At 73.1% G+C, this 16,520-nt stretch carries 12 protein-coding genes, 2 tRNA genes and 1 pseudogene; 10 read left to right on the top strand and 5 right to left on the bottom strand.

Going from position 1 to position 16,520, the window contains the following annotated elements; genetic code table 11:
• Nucleotides 1–208: 208 nt before the first annotated feature.
• A complete protein-coding gene (locus AB0O91_RS08115; RefSeq protein ID WP_363429165.1) occupies nucleotides 209–1,297 on the bottom strand; it encodes a TOMM precursor leader peptide-binding protein in 1,089 nt (362 codons plus the stop codon).
• Nucleotides 1,298–1,738: 441 nt separating this feature from the next.
• On the opposite strand from AB0O91_RS08115, the pseudogene AB0O91_RS08120 reads away from it, so the two are divergent.
• Nucleotides 1,739–2,284, top strand: a pseudogene (locus AB0O91_RS08120) (SprT-like domain-containing protein); the annotation flags it as partial.
• Nucleotides 2,285–2,396: 112 nt separating this feature from the next.
• Here the strand turns inward: AB0O91_RS08120 and AB0O91_RS08125 are convergent.
• Nucleotides 2,397–2,984: an NUDIX domain-containing protein gene (locus tag AB0O91_RS08125; RefSeq protein WP_363429167.1), complete on the bottom strand. Its 588-nt coding sequence runs from the start codon at nucleotides 2,982–2,984 to the stop codon at nucleotides 2,397–2,399.
• Nucleotides 2,981–4,543, bottom strand: coding sequence for a zinc-dependent metalloprotease (locus AB0O91_RS08130; protein ID WP_363429169.1), 1,563 nt, complete (start codon nucleotides 4,541–4,543; stop codon nucleotides 2,981–2,983). Before AB0O91_RS08130 ends, AB0O91_RS08125 begins: the two co-directional genes overlap by 4 nt.
• A 299-nt stretch (nucleotides 4,544–4,842) precedes the next feature.
• Here AB0O91_RS08130 and AB0O91_RS08135 point away from each other — a divergent pair, with 299 nt between their 5' ends.
• The 4 genes from AB0O91_RS08135 to AB0O91_RS08150 all read left to right on the top strand — a co-directional run bounded on the left by AB0O91_RS08135 (nucleotide 4,843) and on the right by AB0O91_RS08150 (nucleotide 8,062).
• Nucleotides 4,843–5,892 (top strand): NAD-dependent epimerase/dehydratase family protein, encoded by a 1,050-nt coding sequence (locus AB0O91_RS08135; protein ID WP_363429463.1) that lies wholly within the window; start codon nucleotides 4,843–4,845, stop codon nucleotides 5,890–5,892.
• 154 nt (nucleotides 5,893–6,046) lie between these two features.
• On the top strand, nucleotides 6,047–6,487 hold the full coding sequence (locus tag AB0O91_RS08140; protein WP_363429171.1) for a molybdenum cofactor biosynthesis protein MoaE: 441 nt from the start codon (nucleotides 6,047–6,049) through the stop codon (nucleotides 6,485–6,487).
• A 214-nt stretch (nucleotides 6,488–6,701) separates the two neighbouring features.
• Nucleotides 6,702–6,893 (top strand): hypothetical protein, encoded by a 192-nt coding sequence (locus tag AB0O91_RS08145; RefSeq protein ID WP_363429173.1) that lies wholly within the window; start codon nucleotides 6,702–6,704, stop codon nucleotides 6,891–6,893.
• Between the two features lie 53 nt (nucleotides 6,894–6,946).
• The gene (locus AB0O91_RS08150) at nucleotides 6,947–8,062 is read left to right on the top strand and encodes a PDZ domain-containing protein (protein ID WP_363429175.1); all 1,116 of its coding nucleotides are present in this window, start codon (nucleotides 6,947–6,949) and stop codon (nucleotides 8,060–8,062) included.
• A gap of 15 nt (nucleotides 8,063–8,077) precedes the next feature.
• Here the strand turns inward: AB0O91_RS08150 and AB0O91_RS08155 are convergent, their stop codons facing one another.
• The gene (locus tag AB0O91_RS08155; RefSeq protein WP_363429177.1) at nucleotides 8,078–8,650 is read right to left on the bottom strand and encodes a PPA1309 family protein; all 573 of its coding nucleotides are present in this window, start codon (nucleotides 8,648–8,650) and stop codon (nucleotides 8,078–8,080) included.
• Between the two features lie 168 nt (nucleotides 8,651–8,818).
• Here AB0O91_RS08155 and AB0O91_RS08160 point away from each other — a divergent pair, with 168 nt between their 5' ends.
• From AB0O91_RS08160 to AB0O91_RS08175, 4 genes are all read left to right on the top strand, one after another.
• A complete protein-coding gene (locus tag AB0O91_RS08160; RefSeq protein ID WP_363429179.1) occupies nucleotides 8,819–11,830 on the top strand; it encodes a UPF0182 family protein in 3,012 nt (1,003 codons plus the stop codon).
• Between the two features lie 65 nt (nucleotides 11,831–11,895).
• Nucleotides 11,896–11,969: transfer RNA gene (locus tag AB0O91_RS08165), tRNA-Met, on the top strand.
• 105 nt (nucleotides 11,970–12,074) lie between these two features.
• Nucleotides 12,075–12,148: transfer RNA gene (locus AB0O91_RS08170), tRNA-Met, on the top strand.
• Between the two features lie 366 nt (nucleotides 12,149–12,514).
• Nucleotides 12,515–14,488 (top strand): tetratricopeptide repeat protein, encoded by a 1,974-nt coding sequence (locus AB0O91_RS08175; protein WP_363429181.1) that lies wholly within the window; start codon nucleotides 12,515–12,517, stop codon nucleotides 14,486–14,488.
• A gap of 24 nt (nucleotides 14,489–14,512) precedes the next feature.
• On the opposite strand, the gene AB0O91_RS08180 is transcribed toward AB0O91_RS08175, so the two are convergent.
• Nucleotides 14,513–14,938 carry a Fur family transcriptional regulator gene (locus tag AB0O91_RS08180; protein WP_363429183.1) on the bottom strand — a complete coding sequence of 142 codons (426 nt, stop codon included), beginning with the start codon at nucleotides 14,936–14,938 and terminating at the stop codon, nucleotides 14,513–14,515.
• A gap of 105 nt (nucleotides 14,939–15,043) precedes the next feature.
• On the opposite strand from AB0O91_RS08180, the gene AB0O91_RS08185 reads away from it, so the two are divergent.
• Complete coding sequence (locus tag AB0O91_RS08185; RefSeq protein ID WP_363429185.1) at nucleotides 15,044–16,519, top strand: catalase; 1,476 nt, start codon at nucleotides 15,044–15,046, stop codon at nucleotides 16,517–16,519.
• Nucleotide 16,520 lies beyond the last annotated feature (1 nt).

Genomic DNA, 16,520 nt, shown 5'->3' on the forward strand with positions numbered 1-16,520 from the left:
CGCCGCGCCCCCCCGGGCGGGCCCCGGGCCATGGGCTCACCTGGCCATGGGCTCACCTGGCCATGGGCTCACCTGGCCATGGGCTCACCTGGCAAGGTGGTCCGTCGCAGGGACCCACCCGTCTCGGCCCGGGCACCGGACCAGGCAGCCGCTGAGCCCCGCGGCCGCCGGGCCCGTGCCCGGTACCCTCCTCGTTCCTCCCTCCACCTCAGCCCGGCGGCAGCGGTTGCCACAGGCAGCCGCAGTCCGGATGTCCGCGTAGTCGCAGGCGGCGGGGCATCCCGTCGCCCGCCGAGATCTCGCACCAGCCGTCGACGCTCGGCGGTCGGCCGCCGTCCAGGTAGACCTGGGTGTGCAGCGCGGCCAGTCCGGCGACGGCCGTCGCCAGGGCCGTGTCGCAGGCCGGGGAGCGGGCCCGGCCGGGGCCGTTGTCCGCCAGCTGTGCCAGGACCCGCGGCCAGGCGGCGTCCTCGTCCTCCCGCCGCAGCACCAGACAGTGGCCGCAGGCGGACCGGCCGGGGATCACCAGTGGCCCGATGATGCCGAACTCCTCGACCACGCCCACGTACAGGTGCGGCACTCCGGCCCGGAGCAGCAGCCGCGCCTCGTACGTCCCGCCCGCGAAGGCGGCACTGCCGTCCCGGGGCGCGAGGACCACGAAGTCGGGCGGTGGGTCGTCGGTCTTCCGGCGTGGCACCGGGACCAGTGGACGGCCCGCGGCCCGTTGCACCGCCTCCCGGGCGACCGTCGAGCGCAGCCGCCCGATGTCCGCGGGCGGCAACCCTGCGGGGGAGCAGTCGCCGGGCTGGACCCGGCCGCTGTCGGTGACGGTGACGGCTCCGGTGCCGCCGGCGGAGAGCACCGCCGCCACGGCCGCGCCGACCCGGCCCGCGCCGCGCACCTCGATCCGGGCCTCGGCCCGGCGGGCCAGGACGGCCGGCGCGGCGCCCGGTCCGGAGTGGACCAGGGACAGCGAGGCGAGGTCGGGCCCGAGCAGGTCGCGGTGCGGCAGCGGGTAGCGGGACAGCGCCTGGTCGGTGGCCTCCGCGTCGTCCAGCAGCCCGGTCTCCTCCAGTTCGCTCAGCAGGGTGTCAGCGGGTTCGCGGCCGATCCCGATCCGTTCTCCGGCGGAGAGCAGCTCGGGCCGGTCGCGCGTTCCGTCGACCAGGTCGAGGAACGCGCACAGCGTCTTGTCGGCGTTGCCGAGCACTCCGGCGTACCGGGTGACGGTGCCGAACTGCAGGGTTTCGGAGTCCCGCCAGCTGCGGGACAGGGCGGGCTTGAGGGCGAGGCGCACGACGATCTCCCTTCCGATCGTTTCCGGACGGCTGACCGCAGCATGCCCCATCGCGCCGACGGCGTGCGGAAAGTTATCCACAGGCCCGGGGGCATGATCACACCATCGGTTCGGGGGTCCTGTGGATAACTGGCCATCCTTCCGGGCGTCGGTTTCCGGACACCCTCCGTCGGCCTTTCGTTCCCGATCGCTCCATGAAAGATTTCGGCCACGGCACCGGACTTCTGTCAGTGGTACCGGGTAACGTCGTGTGCCATGGCAGCCGAGCGGGACTCCCATCCACCGGCGTCGCGTCGGCGTGCCCGTGCAGCGTCCGGGTCACAGACGGCGACACCGAGCACACGCGGGCGCCCGGACGAGAAGCAGCACGAGGCGCAGCAGCAGAGACCGCAGCACCCGCCCGCCGGTGCCGGGGCCCCGGAGGGGCACGACCGCGGCCGGGTCGAGGTGCGCCGCAGCGCTCGTCGCAGCCGTACCGTCTCCGCCTATCGCGAGGGCGACCGCACCGTGGTGCTGATCCCGGCCCGGATGTCGCACGCCGAGGAGCAGCGCTGGGTGGCGCAGATGCTGGAGAAGCTCGCGGCCCAGGAGCGGCGTCGGATCCTCGGGGACGACGCGCTGATGGCGCGGGCCCGGGAGCTGTCGGAGGCCTATCTGGCCGGCCGCGCCCTGCCGGTGCAGGTCCGCTGGGTGACCAACCAGAACTCCCGTTGGGGCTCCTGCACCCCGAGTGAGGGGACGATCCGGTTGTCGCACCGGCTGCAGGGCATGCCGGAGTACGTGGTGGACTACGTGCTGCTGCACGAGCTGGCGCATCTGCTGGTGCCGGACCACGGTCCGGCGTTCTGGGCGCTGCTGGCGGCCTATCCCCGGACGGAACGGGCGCGCGGTTATCTGGAGGGTGTGGTGTCGGCCGCCCGGTTGCCGCACATTCCGGGGGCCCGGCACGGTGCGCCGGGCCCGGATCCGGCGGCCTCCTGCGGCTGAGACGGCTGTCGCCGGTGGCCCGGGTGCCCCGGGTGGCGCGGGCGAGCGGACATGCGAAGGGGGCGCGGACCGTATCGGTCCGCGCCCCCTCGGCGCGTCGCACCTCAGGAAGTCAGCCGGTCAGTCGCCGGGCCCGGGCGACCAGGTCGCGCACCGAGTGGTCGGTGAGCTCCGGCAGCCGGTCGTAGTCGAACCAGCGCAGGTCCAGCGATTCCTCGCTGATCAGGGCCTGGGCCCCGGCCGGGGCGAGCGCGATGTACTGGACGTCGAGGTGGGTGTTCTCCGGCCGGTCCTTGCCCGTGCAGCGGACCAGGTGCCGGTCCAGCTTGGCGGGGACGGGGGTGCCGTTCTCCCGGAGCAGGAGGAGGTCGGGGATGCCGGACTCCTCGACGGCCTCGCGCAGCGCGGCCGAGGCGAGGTCGGCGTCGCCGGGCTCGCAGTGCCCGCCCATCTGGAGCCAGATGCCGACCTTGGGGTGGAGGGTGAGCAGCACCCGCCCGGCGGCCGGGTCGACGACCGCCGCGCTGGCGGTGATGTGGGCGGGCAGGCAGGAGCGGTAGAGGCCCTCGGGCTGCTCGGCGAGGTGCGCGAGGTAGTCGAGCCGCAGCCGGTCCTGCTCGTGTTCGGCGGGCCGCCAGTCGGTCAGGGTGCGGACGGCGTCCGCGTGCAGGGTGGACGCGGCCGTCCCGGTGGCCGTCATGCGGTGGGCTCGCCCTTTCCGTCGGTGCCGTCCTGGTCGGACCCGGGCTGCTGCTTGCCCTGGTCGTCCTTGCGGAGGTCGGGCGCGGCCGGGTCGGACGTCGCGGGGTCGGACGTGCCCGCGGCGGCCTCGCCGAGCAGCTTGTCGAGGGCGTCGAAGTCGAAGCCGCTCTCGAGGTCGCCGGTGCCGCGGTGCACGAAGGCGTCCGGGTCGTCCAGGTCGGCGGCGGTCGGCAGCATGTCGGGGTGCTCCCAGAGCGCGTCGCGGCCCTCGACGCCGCGGGCGTCGGCGAGCAGCGCCCAGAGCCGGGCGGCGTCGCGCAGGCGGCGCGGGCGCAGTTCCAGGCCGACCAGGGTGGCGAAGGTCTGCTCGGCGGGTCCGCCGGCGGCGCGGCGGCGGCGGACGGTCTCGCGCAGGGCGCCGGCCTGCGGCAGGTGGGGTTCGGCGGCGGCGTGGACGACGGCGTCGACCCAGCCCTCGACGAGTGCGAGCGCGGTTTCCAGGCGGGCGAGGGCGGCCTTCTGTGCGGGGGTGTCCTCGGGCTGGAGCAGGCCGCCGGCCAGCGCCTCCTGGAGCGCTTCGGGGTTGCTCGGGTCGAGCTGGCCGACGAGTTCCTCCATGCGGGAGGTGTCGACCTTGATGCCGCGGGCGTAGGCCTCGACGGCGCCCAGCAGGTGGGCCCGCAGCCACGGCACGTGGGCGAAGAGCCGCTGGTGGGCGGCCTCGCGCAGGGCGAGGTAGAGCCGGACCTCCTCGGCGGGCACGTTCAGGCCCTCGCCGAACTCGGCGACGTTCTGCGGCAGCAGGGCGGCCTTGCCGGCCGGGGCGAGCGGCAGGCCGACGTCGGCGGAGCCGACCACCTCGCCGGCCAGGGCGCCGAGCGCCTGGCCGATCTGGGTGCCGAACATGGCGCCGCCCATGGAGCGCATCATGCCCATCAGCGGGCCGGCCATGGCCTGCATCTCCTCGGGCAGGACGCCGCCCATGGCGGTGCCGACGCGTTCGGCGACCGGGTCGACGAGGTCCTTCCAGACCGGGAGGGTGGCCTCGATCCATTCGGCGCGGCTCCAGGCGACGGCGGTGCCGGCGCCGGAGGGGAACTCGGTGACGCCGTCGAGCCACAGGTCGGCCAGGCGCACGGCCTCCTCGACGGCGGCGCGTTCGGCGGCACCGACCGAGCGGTCCTTGCTCTTGCCCTCGGCGGGTTCGGCGACGACGGTCTGCCGGGCGATGTTCTGGGCGAGCTCCCAGTTCACCGGGCCGCCCTCGAAGGAGAGCATCTGCCCGAGCTGCTGGAAGGCGGCGCCGAGGTCGCCGGGGTTGAGGCCGCCGAACATCGCGGCGAAGGGGTTGTCGGCGCCGGGCCCGCCGGGGCCGCCCGGGGCGCCGGGCATGCCGAACATGGCACCGAAGGGGTTGCCGGCTCCGAAGCCGAAGGGCTGGGGCCCGCCGGCGCCCTCCTGGCCCTGGTCCTTCTTCTGCTGGGCGTCGTCGGGCTTGGCCTTGCCGTCCTCGGGCTCCTCGGGAGGAACGCCGAATCCGAAGGGAAGGTCGCTCACGGGGTCCTCGATCCGGTAGGCCGTCATACGGGTGTGGCGGGAAGTGCGGTCCGCCCGGGGCTCCGGTGGAGCGGGGGACTCGTGGGCGGCTCCCGTGCGCTAGGCCCGCGCCGGGTGCACCGCCGGGCCTTCGCCTCGGGCAGGATGGACGTACGTGACACACGTACGTACGCACATAAGCTAACCGTGGAGGATGGCCGGTGAGTTCCCCGCCTTCGGACGTTCGCTCTGGGCTGACCGCAGGAGAGGACGACCCGGACACCACGGCGTCGCCGCCTCCAGCCTACGGCGGGCGGCCGCTGACCGTGGCCGTCACCGGTGCCGCAGGAGTGCTGGGCGAGCGGGTCGCCGCCCGGCTGGTGGCCTCGCCGCACGTGCGCCGGGTGCTGGCGGTGGACGACCGGCGCGGTGAGGTCCCGGGTGTGCAGTGGCGGGTGCTGGACGTCCGGGATCCGGCGGTGGCCGAGCGGCTGGCCGGGGTCGACGTGGTGGTGCACCTGGCGATGGACTTCGGGATGGAGTCCGACGCGCGGGCCCGCAGCGCCTACAACGTGCGCGGTGCCCAGACGGTGCTGACGGCGGCCGCGGCGGCCGGGGTGCACCGGGTGGTGCTGTGCACGTCCGCGATGGTCTACGGCGCGCTGGCCGACAACGAGGTGCCGCTGGCGGAGGACTCCGAGCTGCGGGCGACCGAGGAGGCCTCGCTGGTCGGGGACCTGCTGGAGATCGAGCGGTTGGCCCGGCGGGCGCCGCGCGCCCACCCGGGGCTGCAGGTGACGGTGCTGCGTCCGGCCGTTGTGGTCGGTCCCGGGGTGGACACGGTGCTGACCCGGCACTTCGAGGCGCCCCGGCTGCTGGTGGTGGCGGGGTCCCGTCCGTGCTGGCAGTTCTGTCACGTGGACGACCTGGCGGCGGCGCTGGAGTACGCGGCGCTGGGCCTGGTGGAGGGCGAGGTGACGGTCGGCTGCGACGGCTGGCTGGAGCAGGAGGACGTGGAGCGGCTGTCGGGGATCCGGCGGATGGAGCTGCCGGCGGCGCTGGCGCTCGGGACGGCGGCGCGGCTGCACCGGCTGGGCCTGACCCCGGCCCCGGCGGGGGACCTGGCGTACACGATGTACCCGTGGGTGGTGTCCGGCAGCCGGCTGCACGAGGCGGGCTGGCGGCCGGAGTTCACCAATGAGCAGGTGCTGGCCGAGCTGCTGGCGCAGGTGTCCGGCAAGCACGCGGTCGCGGGGCGCCGCCTCGGCGGCAAGGAGGCCGCGACGAGTCTGGGGGCGGCGGGGGCGACGGTGGCGCTGGTCGGTACGGCGGCGCTGGTGCGCCGGGCCCGCAAGCGGCGCCGCTTCTGACTCCGGCCGGGCCGGACCGTCCGGAGGGTCGGGACGGTCGGGACAGCCGGGGGCGGTCCGTCGGCGACGGCACGGTTCTCACGATGCGAAATTCCGCAATCGTGATGCGGAAGCCCCTTGCCCCCGGTGGCCCCGGGTGGGCCATCATGGGGTCATGTCCGAGAACCACGACCCCATCCGGCTGCTCGCGATCCGCGAGACCCCGCTCTCGCTGGACGAGGTGTACGAGGCGGTCGGTGACGACGCGGCCGGCGGCACCACCGTCTTCGTCGGGACGGTCCGGGACCACGACGGCGGAAAGTCGGTCGCCGCGCTGGAGTACAGCTGCCACCCCAGCGCCGAGGAGGAGATGCGCCGGATCGCCGAGAAGGTCGTCGCGGACTTCCCGGTCCGGGCGCTCGCCGCGGTGCACCGGGTGGGCCGGCTGGAGATCACCGACAAGGCCGTGATCGTCGCCGTCTCCTGCGCCCACCGCGGCGAGGCCTTCGCGGCCGCCCGCCGGCTGATCGACGACCTCAAGCACGAGGTGCCGATCTGGAAGCACCAGGTCTTCGCCGACGGCGAGGAGGAGTGGGTCGGCGCCGGCGGCTGCTGACCGGCCCGCCGCCGGTGCGGCGGAACCGCTCGCACACGGAGGGCGTCCCTCGGGGCAGGCGCGCCGGGGCCTCACCCGAACGGGTCCGGCCGGGGGCGCCGGATACTCCCTGGAAGTGAGCCGATCGGCCGTCCCGTAACCCGGATGGCGCCGGCCGCGTTGTCCGCCGGAGTGGTTAATCTGCTCATAGACACGACGAGCTGGGAGTACTGACATGGGTGCGCTCGCCTGGTTGATCATTCCGGTTGTCGCCGTCCTGGTCGCGGCCGCCTGGGCGGGTTGGGCCCAACGGGCCCCCAGGGCCACCGGCGATCCGGCCTCGCTGGCCGAGCACCGGCGCTTCATGGCCGCGATGGAACGCACCACCGCCGACACCGCCGCCCCCGGGGAGCCCTCCGGCCGGTGACGAGCCGGTGGCCCGGCGGGCGGTGCGTCACCCGCGTCCCGTACTGTCGTGGCATGCCACGCCGCTCCGCGACGATGCTCGCTGCCACCCTGCTGCTCATAGCGCTGCTCTGCGTCTCGGTGCTGATGAAGGTGCCGTACACGGAGATGAGCCCGGGCCCGACGTACAACACGCTCGGGGAGCAGGGGGGCAAGCCGGTGATCACCATCACCGGGCACGACTCGTACCCGACGAGCGGGCACCTCAACATGACCACCGTCCAGGTCACCGGGGCCAAGTACGAGCCCAGCCTGGTCAACGCGGTGGTCGGCTGGCTGCGCGACGACGTGCTGGTGGTGCCGCACGACAACGTGTACCCCAAGGGGCAGTCGGACGCCGACGCCAAGAAGCAGAACGCCGAGGAGTTCGCCTCCTCCGAGGACAGCGCCCGCACCGCCGCGCTCAAGCAGCTGGGCGTCCCGGTCGGCGACGAGCTGATCGTCAAGTCGGTCACCGCGGGGGCCCCGGCCGAGGGCCGGCTGCACGCGGGGGACCAGATCGTCGCGGTGGACGGCACCGCCGTGGACTCGGTCGACCAGGTGGTCGCCGCCGTCACCAAGCACAAGCCCGGGGAGTCGGCGGTCTTCACCGTGGTGCCGCGGGTCAAGGACACCTCCGGCAACGGCTCGGCCGCGCCGGGCGCGAAGACCGACGTCACCGTCCCGACCGTGCGGGCCAAGGACCTCGACCCGAAGGCCCCGGCCGAGCGGGCCGAGCTCGCGGTGGTCGGCATCGGCACCGGGATCCGGCACACCTACCCGTTCCAGATCGACATCGGGCTGCAGGACGTCGGCGGCCCGAGCGCCGGGCTGATGTTCTCGCTCGGCATCATCGACAAGCTGACCCCCGGTGGCGACCTCACCGGCGGCAAGTTCGTGGCCGGCACCGGCACCATCGACGACGACGGCAAGGTCGGCCCGATCGGCGGCATATCGATGAAGCTGATCGCCGCCCGGGACGCCGGGGCCCAGTACTTCTTCACCCCGTCCTCGAACTGCGCCGAGGCGAGCAAGAACGTGCCGTCCGGGCTGACCCTGATCAAGACGGACACCCTGGACGGCGCGCTGAAGTCGCTGGAGCAGATCCGCTCCGGGCAGACCTCCGCGCTGCCGTCCTGCCCCAAGTCGTAGCGGGGCGGCGGGCCGCTACGAGAAGGTCGCCAGCAGGGCCTTGGTCAGGCCGGGCACCAGGTCCGGGCCGGTCAGCACCTCACGGGCGACGTCCTTGGAGCGCAGCCGCAGGGCGATCTCCTTCTTGCCGTCGCGCAGCACTGCGGCGGTGATCCGCACCTCCTCGCGCTGGGGGTGGTTGGCCACCCACTCGGCGAGCTGGGCGTCGCTGGCGCCCCGCGGGCGGGACTGCTCGGCGCCGGGCGGCAGCATCATCCGCTCGACGACCAGGGCGCAGCCGGCCACCGCGTCGGGCCAGGCGATGGTGCCGAGGAACTTGTCGAGTTCCATGCCGGCCGGCAGTTCGTCCTGCTCGACCGGGGTGAGGCCGGGCTCGTCGCTGTCGGCGAGGCCGAGCTGCTTGGCGATGCGCGGGTCGGCCTTGCGCAGGGCGGCGCTGTCCACCAGGGCGAACAGCCGGGCCGGGAGGTCCCAGCCGAGGGTGGCGGCGTACTCGTCGATCTCCAGCGCGGCCCGGGTGAGCGGGGTGGCGGCGGGGAGCTTGGAGACGTCGTCGGGGGAATTGTTCAGATCAGGCGCGTCGGACATGACTCAATCCTCACACGCCGGGCGTCGGGCGCCTGCCGGGGCGGCCCGCCGGGGAACCTCGTCGTAACCGTCTGCTAACGGTGGGAACTCGGTCGAAGCCTGGTTAAGTTGCTCTGACGACCGACCGATTCCAGACGACACAGCTGAGGTGCCACCGTGGTATTCCAGATGCCGGAACGCTCAGGGCCGGGTTTCCGGCGGAGGGTGGGCCCGCCCTCCCGGCGGGCGAGAGTGGCCCTGCTGACCCTGGGCGTACTCGCGGTGCTGTTCCTTCTGTTCGTCATGTTCGCCGGGTTCTGGACGGACTGGCTGTGGTTCAGGTCGGTGCGCTACTCCTCGGTGTTCACCACCCAGCTGTGGACGAAGATCGGGCTGTTCGCGGTGTTCGGCCTGCTGATGGCGGTGATCGTCGGCTTCAACATCTGGCTGGCGCACCGGCTGCGGCCGCCGCTGTCCGCGATGTCGGTGGAGCAGCAGAGCCTGGACCGCTACCGGTCGGGGCTGGCGCCGTTCAAGCGCTGGGCGCTGATCGGCGTCTCGCTGGTGATCGGGCTGGTGGCGGGCGCCGCGGCGTCGGGCCAGTGGCGGACCTGGCTGATGTGGACGAACGCGACGTCCTTCGGTGAGAAGGACGCCCAGTTCGGCATGGACGTCTCGTTCTACGCCTTCGACCTGCCGTTCTACGAGTTCGTGCTGGGCTTCGCGTTCAGCGCGGTGATCGTCTCGCTGCTGACCTCGGCGCTGGTGCACTACCTGTACGGGGGGCTGCGGTTGCAGGGCCCGGGCCGGCGGGCGAGTGCGGGGGCGCAGGGGCACCTGGCGGTGCTGCTGGGCGTGTTCGTGCTGCTGAAGGCGGTGGCGTACTGGCTGGACCGGTACGCGCTGGCGGTGAAGACCGGCGGCTACAAGGGGGTGTCGGGCTGGACGGGCCTGCGCTACGTGGACGCCAACGCGTTCCTGCCGGCGAAGACGATCCTGTTCTTCGTCGCGATCATCTGCGCGGTGCTGTTCTTCCTGACGCCGATCCGCCGGACCTGGGCGCCGGCCCTGATCGGGCTGGGGCTGATGGTGCTGTCGGCGGTGCTGATCGGCGGGCTGTACCCGGCGATCGTGCAGCAGTTCCAGGTCAAGCCGAACGAGCAGGCCAAGGAGACGCCGTACATCCAGAAGAACATCGACGCGACGCGGCAGGCGTACGGGATCGCGGATTCGCAGACCACCCCGTACAGCCCGCAGGGTTCGACCACGGCCGACGCGTTGAAGCCGGACGCGCAGACCATCGCGGACGTGCGGCTGCTGGACCCGAACATCGTCTCGCAGACGTTCCAGTCGCTGGAGCAGCAGCGCAACTACTACGCGTTCCCGAGCACGCTGTCGGTGGACCGCTACGGCACCGGCGCGGACAAGCAGGACACCGTGATCGGCCTGCGCGAGCTGGACCTCAACGGGGTGCAGCGCAACTGGATCAACGACCACTTCAAGTACACCCACGGCTACGGCGCGGCGGTCGCCAAGGGCAACCAGGTCGACGACAAGGGCGGGCCGGTGTTCACCGAGTCCGGTCTGCCGGCCACCGGTTCGCTGGGCGACTACGAGCAGCGGATCTACTACGGCGAGAAGACGACGACGTACTCGATCGTCGGCGGCTCGAACAAGGAGATCGACTACACCGACATCAAGACCGGTCAGAACGTGGAGTACACGTACACCGGTGCGAGCGGTGTGTCGCTGGACAACCCGATCACCCGGGCCGCGTACGCGGTGCGCTTCGCCGAGCCGCAGATCCTGTACGCGGGGGCGATCACCGACGGCGCCAAGGTGATCTACAACCGGACGCCGAAGGAGCGGGTGGAGAAGGTCGCGCCGTGGCTGTCGATCGACGCCGACCCGTACCCGGTGGTGCAGGGCGGCCGGGTGGTGTGGGTCGTGGACGGCTACACCACCTCGGACGGCTTCCCGTTCTCGTCGAAGACGACGCTGGGCACCGCGACCAAGGACTCGCTGACCAACCAGCGCGGTGAGCTGCTGACCGCCGCCAACCAGGTCAACTACATCCGCAACTCGGTCAAGGCCACGGTGGACGCCTACACCGGCGAGGTGAAGCTCTACCAGTGGGACGACAAGGACCCGGTGCTGAAGACCTGGATGAAGGCCTTCCCGGGCACGGTCGAGCCGAAGGCGGACATCCCGGCGACGCTGCTGCCGCACCTGCGCTACCCGCAGGACATGTTCAAGGTGCAGCGCGACCTGCTCGGCCAGTACCACGTGACGGACGCCAACTCCTTCTTCAACGGCAGTGACATCTGGCAGGTCCCGGTGGATCCGACCAGTGACACCAAGCAGGTCCAGCCGCCGTACTACGTGACGGTGCGGACGCCGGACGCCGCGGCCGCGAGCTTCTCGCTGACCAGCACCTTCGTGCCCAACGGGCGGCCGAACCTGGCGGCCTTCATGTCCGTCAACGCGGACCCGGGGGACGACTACGGGAAGATCCGGATCCTGAAGATGACCGGGGAGAGCGGCGCACCCGGCCCCGGCCTGGTGCAGTCGAAGTTCAACTCCCGCCAGGAGGTGGCCAACCAGATCTTCGCGCTGAAGAGCGGCGGGGACACCGAGCTGGAGTACGGCAACCTGCTGACCCTGCCGGTCGGTGGCGGACTGCTGAACGTCGAGCCGGTGTACGTGCGCGGGCGCGGGGCCAAGTACCCGACGCTGCAGAAGGTCCTGGCGGTGTACGGGGACGACAACGTGGCCTTCGAGAACACCCTGGAGGACGCGCTGAAGAAGCTGTTCAACGGGCAGGCCCCGCCGGCCACGCCGGTCGCGCCGTCCAACCCGGGCGGGGTGGCCGTCCCGGGCGGGACGACGCCGGGTTCGGGGTCGACGCCGACCTCCCCGGGGACGCCGACGCCCACGCCCACCGCGCCGGGCACCCCGGCGCCGGGCGGGACGATCTCGCCCGAGCTGCAGAAGGCGCTCTCGGACGCGGAGAAGGCGTACAACGACAGCCAGACCGCGTTCAAGAACGGTGACTGGGTGGCGTACGGCAACGCCCAGAAGGCGCTCGGGGACGCCCTGAAGGCGGCCGACGCGGCCCGCGGCGGAAGTCCGGCGGCGGGTCAGCCGGTGCCGCCGGCGGCGACGCCGACCGGGTCGGGGGCGGCGAGTCCGCGCCCGTAGTCGGGCTGAGCTGCGACAACCGTTTTGGGTTCCACCCCGCGTCCGTGCTACGGTTCTTTCACCGACGCGGGGTGGAGCAGCTCGGTAGCTCGCTGGGCTCATAACCCAGAGGTCGCAGGTTCAAATCCTGTCCCCGCTACTCAGTGCCAGGGGCCCGGAGGATCATTCCTCCGGGCCCCTGGCGTTTGGCGTTTTCCCGGTGGTTCGGGGCGCCCGGTGTTCCGTGATACTGTTTGATCACCGACGCGGGGTGGAGCAGCTCGGTAGCTCGCTGGGCTCATAACCCAGAGGTCGCAGGTTCAAATCCTGTCCCCGCTACTCAGTGTCAGAGGCCCGGAGGATCATTCCTCCGGGCCTCTGTCGTGTCCGGACGTTCTCGTCCGGAAGCGGCGGGAACCGCTCCGGTACTATCGACCGTCGCCAACGGGGACGGCACCGGGGTTTGTGGGGTGGAAGTGTCGGGAAATCGACAAAGCGCCGAAGCAATTTCGTCGGCTTCGGGTCTGCTCCGCCTGAATTCGGCCGGGGCAGGTGTACGCGGGTAGCGGGTGATGCGACGATGGGACACACGGGGGACGGTGCACGGCCGCTGACGGGCCGTCCGGTCCGGCGCCTCTCCTGGAAGTCCCCCCGGCCGTCGGCCGGGGCACGATGCCGCGACACTCTGGGGGAGCGGGAGTCGGCATGAGGCTGATCGGCAAGTCAGGCGCCAAGCCCGGTGCGGCCGCCGAGGCGGACACCGACGCCTGGGCGGAGAGCGCCGAGAGCCCCGAGAACCGCCCCGGAACCCTGCCCGCCCAGCGCACCAGCGGACTGTCCGAACGCCCCGCGGCCGACGGCTTCGGGCCCGACAGCCTGGTCCACGTGTCCACCCGGCAGTTCTCCGCCGCCGTCGGCCCGTACCGGGGGCAGGGCGGCGAGGAGGCGCCCGCCGCCGCGTTGGACCCGGCCGGGCTGGACTCGACCAGCTTCGAGACCGCGCTGGCCGCCCGGGAGTCCGCGGCCCTGGAGGCCCGGCACCGGCAGGCCGCCGACGCCGGCGACGCGGACGCGGCGGGCCGGCTGGGCACCCTGCTGCTGCGCCGCGGCGACCTGGAGGACGCCGAGTCCTACCTGCGGGCGGCCGCGGCCGCCGGGGTGCGGGCCGCCGCCAACAACCTGGGCGTCCTGCTGCACCAGCTGGGCCACCGCGCGGAGGCCGGCCAGTGGTGGCGCCAGGCGGCGGTGGCGGGCAGCGCGCCCGCCGCGCACGCGCTCGGGCTCCAGCTGCGGGACCAGGGCGAGGAGGAGGCGGCCGAGTACTGGCTGCACTTCGCCGCCGACCACGGCCACCCGCTCGGCGCCTACGCGCTCGGCGACCTGATGGAGCACCGGCGCGACGTGCGGGCCGAGCGCTGGTTCAAGGTGTCCGCCGACGCCGGGCACCGCGAGGCCGCCTACCGGCTGGCCCGGATGCGCGAGGCCGCCGGGGACAAGGACACCGCCGAGGCCTGGTACCGCACCGCCGCCGCCCGCAGCCACGCCCGCGCCGCGCTGCGGCTGGGCGTGCTGCTGGAGGAGCGCGCCCGCACCGACCGGTCGCTGCTGGACGAGGCGGCCCGCTGGTACCGGCAGTCCGCGCAGAACGGCGAGCCGCGCGCGGCCTGCGCGCTCGGCTTCCTGCTGCGCGACTCCGGGGACGTCGCCGCGGCCGCCGAGTGGTGGCAGGAGGCGGCCGAGGCCGGGGACGGCAACGCCGCCAACGCGCTCGGCGCCCTGCACGCCGGTCGCGGTGAGGCCAAGGCCGCCGAGCACTGGTACCGCACCGCCCTGGACGCGGGCGACCAGAACGGCGCCTTCAACCTCGGCCTGCTCTGCGCCGGCACCGGCCGCGAGCAGCAGGCCGAGCAGTGGTACCGCCGGGCCGCGTACGCCGGGCACCGGGAGGCCTGCAACGCGCTGGCCGTGGTGCTGCTGCAGCGCGGTGACGAGTCCGGTGCCGAGCCGTGGTTCTCCAAGGCGGCCGAGGCCGGCAGTGTCGACGGCGCCTTCAACCTGGGCGTGCTGCACGCCGGGCGCGGCGAGGGGCGGCAGGCCCAGGAGTGGTACGCGCGGGCCGCGGCCGAGGGGCACGGCGAGGCGGCGCTGCAACTGGCGGTCGCCCAGGAGCAGCGCGGCAACCTGTCCGGCGCGCTGGAGCGCTACCGGCAGGCGGCGGCCGGCGGGTCGGCGGAGGGCGCGTTCCGGCTGGCCTCGGTGCTGGACCGGCGCGGGGACGCGGACGCCGAGGCCGAGCACTGGTACGCGCTGGCGGCCGATGCCGGGCACCGTCGGGCGCAGGTGCGGATGGGGGTGCGGGCGGCCGAGCGCGGGGCGCTGGAGATCGCCGAGAGCTGGTACCGGCGGGCGGCCGAGGCGGGCAGCCGCAGTGCCGCGTTCAACCTGGGGCTGCTGCTGGCCCGGCAGGACAGCGAGGCGGAGGCGATGCTCTGGTACACCCGGGCGGCGGACGCCGGGCACGGCCGGGCGGCGCTGCGGCTGGCGCTGCTGGCGCTGCGCCGGGGCGAGCCGGTGCAGGCCGAGAACTGGTGCCGGCGGGCGATCGACCAGGGGCCGGCGGAGGTCGCGGAGCGGGCCGGGCGGCTGCTGGGCGCGCTGCACGCGGAACTCAGCGCGTAGCAGCCCCGGGGCGCCGGACGCCCGTCAAGGGGCTTGTGGGGGAAGGCAGTTCGGGCACAGGCCGCGGTAGGTGACCTCGGCGGCGGTGACCGTGAAGCCGAAGCGTCCGTCGGCGGGCAGGGCGGCGAGCGGGTCGCCGTGCGGGTGGACGTCGCGGATCGCGCCGCAGCCGGAGCAGACCAGGTGCTGGTGGGCGTGGTGGGCGTTGGGGTCGTAGCGCCTGGCGCGGCCGTCGGTGGCGACCTCCAACACCTCGCCGAGGGCGACGAGTTCGCCGAGCGTGTTGTAGACGGTGGCCCGGCTGATCTCGGGCAGCCGGGCGGCGGCGCGGGCGTGCACCTCGTCCGCGGTGAGGTGGACGTGCTCGCCGTCGAGGACCTCGGCCACCACGCGGCGCTGCGAGGTCAGCCGCCAGCCGCGTGCGCGCAGTCTCTCCAGCAGGTCGCTCATGGCTCCAGAGTAGGTCACGGTCCTGGATTGGTTCCAGTGTTGACTTAGACGAAGTCCAAGTTAGGATCGTGTCATCACGACCGGACACCTCGGAGGCGACCCGTTATGACCACGCAGGACGAGCTGCGCCCGACGCTCACCACGGAGGCGGGTGCCCCCGTCGCCGACAACCAGAACACCGAGACCGCGGGCGTCGGCGGCCCGGCCCTGATCCAGGACCAGCTGCTGTTCGAGAAGCTCGCGCACTTCAACCGCGAGCGGATCCCGGAGCGGGTGGTGCACGCCCGCGGCGCCGGCGCGTACGGCACCTTCACGGTGACCGCCGACGTGACGCCCTTCACCCGGGCGGCGTTCCTGTCCGGGGTCGGCAAGCAGACCGAGGTCTTCCTGCGCTTCTCCACCGTGGCCGGCAACCTGGGCGCGGCCGACGCGGTGCGCGACCCGCGCGGCTTCGCGCTGAAGTTCTACACCGAGGAGGGCAACTACGACCTCGTCGGCAACAACACCCCGGTGTTCTTCATCAAGGACGCCATCAAGTTCCCCGACTTCATCCACACCCAGAAGCGGGACCCGTACACCGGCTCGCAGGAGGCCGACAACGTCTGGGACTTCTGGGGCCTGTCGCCCGAGGCCACCCACCAGGTGACCTGGCTGTTCGGCGACCGCGGCATCCCGGCCAGCTACCGGCACCTGAACGGCTACGGCTCGCACACCTTCCAGTGGCAGAACGAGGCCGGCGAGCACTTCTGGGTCAAGTACCACTTCAAGACCGACCAGGGCATCCGCAACCTCACCCAGGCCGAGGCCAACCGGCTGGCCGGCGAGGACCCGGACAGCCACCAGCGCGACCTGCGCGAGTCGATCGAGCGCGGCGAGTTCCCCAGCTGGACGGTGCAGGTCCAGATCATGCCGGCGGCCGACGCGGCCGCCTACCGCTTCAACCCGTTCGACCTGACCAAGGTCTGGCCGCACGCCGACTACCCGCCGATCGAGATCGGCCGGCTGGAGCTCAACCGCAACCCCGACAACGTCTTCGCCGAGGTCGAGCAGTCGGTGTTCTCCCCGGCGCACTTCGTGCCCGGCATCGGCCCCTCCCCGGACAAGATGCTCCAGGGCCGGCTCTTCGCCTACGCGGACGCCCACCGCTACCGGGTCGGCATCAACGCCGACCACCTGCCGGTGAACCGCCCGCACGCCACCGAGGCCCGCACCAACAGCCGCGACGGGCACCTCTACGACGGCCGCCACGGCCGGCAGAAGAACTACGAGCCGAACAGCTTCGGCGGCCCGGTGCAGACCGGCCGGCCGCTCTGGGCCGCGACCGCCGTCGACGGTTCCACCGGCACCCACCCGGCGCCCTCGCACGCCGAGGACGACGACTTCGTGCAGGCGGGCGACCTCTACCGGCTGTTCTCCGAGGACGAGAAGCAGCGCCTGATCGCCAACCTGGCGGGCTTCATCGCCAAGGTCTCCGCCGACCGCGACGACATCGTGGAGCGGGCGGTCGACAACTTCCGCAAGGCCGACGCCGACTACGGGCAGCGGCTGGAGGCGGCGGTCCGGGAGCTGCGCAAGCAGTAGC

Origin of the sequence: Kitasatospora sp. NPDC089797, from assembly GCF_040684795.1 — a bacterium.
In the GTDB taxonomy this organism is placed as follows: domain Bacteria; phylum Actinomycetota; class Actinomycetes; order Streptomycetales; family Streptomycetaceae; genus Kitasatospora.